Here is a 2145-nt window from a genome sequence, read left to right on the forward strand (position 1 = left end):
CGTGCGCCCAGCAGAGCAGGAGGTGAAGCCGTGTTGTAGCGGTGGATCTTGTTGTTCGCAAAGCTCGTCGTCGCTTGCCGGTGGAAGTCCGGTCCGGGTAGCTGCCAGGAGGCCCGGTAGCAGGCTGGCGGTTTCGTCTGGAAACGGGCGGGGTCGAAGCCCAGCGTCACAAGCCCTTTTATGGGGGAGCGACGGTGCGGTCCGTAGCATGAAGCGAAGCCTGCGGCGTCGTTACTCAGCCCGCCCGGTCGGGTGGGACAAGGGAGTGCCGAGCCTCTCGAAATCGGGGCGAAGGCCAGGGACGCGGTGAAGAGCCTGGAGGCGCAGCCGTCAGGAACTCCCCGGCGTATGGGGCGCGGAACGTACCGAGAGTGGCGGCGGGAACTGGGGAGGCCCTCCCCGGCCCGGTGACCTGCGGAAGTTGTTTGTCGCCGGAGTGGCGTGCCTTATAACCGATGACCTCGGGAAATGGGTGGGTGCCGGGTGGGCGTCGGAAGCGGCCGTAGTACTGCTTGAGCCGACCGGACAACAGAACCGGCGGTGAGGGAAGGGCCGCTGCTTCGTCGGTGCGCAGTGACTGTGATGGAGGGGCCCGGTGAGTGCCGGTCAGGCTAGTCCCGCCGCGAAGCGATCACGTGTTCCGCGTGATCGGGTCCGTGCCATGCAGCATGCGCTTTACCGGGCGGCCAAGGCCGATCCCGGGCGGAGATTCCACGCGCTGTCGGACAAGGTCTGCCGCAGAGACGTGCTGCAGCGCGCGTGGGTTGCGGTGCGCAACAACAACGGCGCACCTGGCATCGACAAGACCACTTTGGCCATGGTCGAGGAGTACGGAGTCGACCGGCTCCTTGGCGAAGTGGCCGCCGAGTTGCGGGAGCGGCGGTATCGGCCGTCGCCGGCGCGGAGGGTGCTGATCCCCAAGCCTGGGCTGAAGGATCAATACCGGCCGCTGTCGATTCCCGTTGTTCGTGACCGCATCGTGCAGGCCGCGTTGAAGATCGTGCTCGAGCCGGTCTTCGAGGCCGACATGGCCGACTGCTCGTTCGGGTTCCGCCCGAAGCGGTCGGCGCACGATGCCCTGCAAGTGCTCATCGATGAGTGCTTCCGGGGACGGCGGTGGGTGGTCGAGACCGACATCGCCGATTGCTTCTCGGCGATCGGTCACCAGGAGTTGATGCAGGCGATCGAGGAACGGGTCTGCGACCAGTCCGTGCTCAAGCTGCTGCGCGCGATCCTGCGGGCGGGAGTGATGGCCGACGGGCAGGTGCGGCGAGAGATCACCGGAACCCCGCAGGGCGGTCCGGTGTCACCATTGCTCTGCAACGTCTACCTGCACCGATTGGATCGGGCATGGGACGACGGTGACGGGGCGCTGGTGCGGTTCGCCGACGATGTGGTCGTGATGTGCTGGTCGCGCGGCCAGGCCGAGCGGGCGCTGGCCCGTTTGGTCGAACTGCTGGCCGACCTGGGGTTGCAGCCGAAGGCGGCCAAGACCCGCATCATCGGCCTTCAGGTTGGTGGTGACGGCTTTGATTTTCTCGGCTTTCACCATCGGCTGGTGCGCTCGCGGGGCGACCGGGGCAAACCGAAGGTGACGTTCCTGGCTCGCTGGCCTGCGGACAAGGCCATGCAGCATGCCCGCGACAGGATCAGAGAGATCACCTGTCGGCGCTGGATGCTGCTGCGGCCGGAGGCGATCGTGGAGAGGCTGAACGCCTTTCTGCGGGGCTGGGCCGCCTATTTTCGTTATGGGCATTCGGCTCAGCGCCTCAGCAAGATCAGGCGATATGCGCAGTGGCGGCTGGCGCAGTTCATGCGCCGACGCCACCGCCGCAGCATGATGTTCGGCTGGCAGGTATTGATCAACTCCCGGCCGGTCGATCTCGGTCTGATCGACTTGTATGGAATCACCGTCGCACCCAGGGCGGGCAAGCCCTGGCGGGACAAACCGAATGCCGCCGGTGAACGACGTCGGTGAGCCGTGTGCGGGAGAACCGCACGCACGGTTCGAAGTGGCGGGAGCTGGAAACGGAGCACACCTGGTCACGGTCATCGGGGAGGGCACAGCCGTCCGGGAAACCGGCGGAAGACAGGCCCCGAGCCCTACCACCTGGACAGGCCACCGCGCCAGCTCCCGACCCTCCA

The 2145-nt window shown here is 66.6% G+C and carries 1 protein-coding gene; it reads left to right on the forward strand.

Annotated elements, in window-relative coordinates; translation table 11 throughout:
* Window positions 1-661: 661 nt before the first annotated feature.
* On the forward strand, window positions 662-1978 hold the full coding sequence (gene ltrA / locus ACGWYJ_RS38735; RefSeq protein WP_395111671.1) for a group II intron reverse transcriptase/maturase: 1317 nt from the start codon (window positions 662-664) through the stop codon (window positions 1976-1978).
* Window positions 1979-2145: the final 167 nt, after the last annotated feature.

Source organism: Actinomadura sp. SCN-SB, from assembly GCF_043906805.1.
Classification (GTDB): domain Bacteria; phylum Actinomycetota; class Actinomycetes; order Streptosporangiales; family Streptosporangiaceae; genus Spirillospora.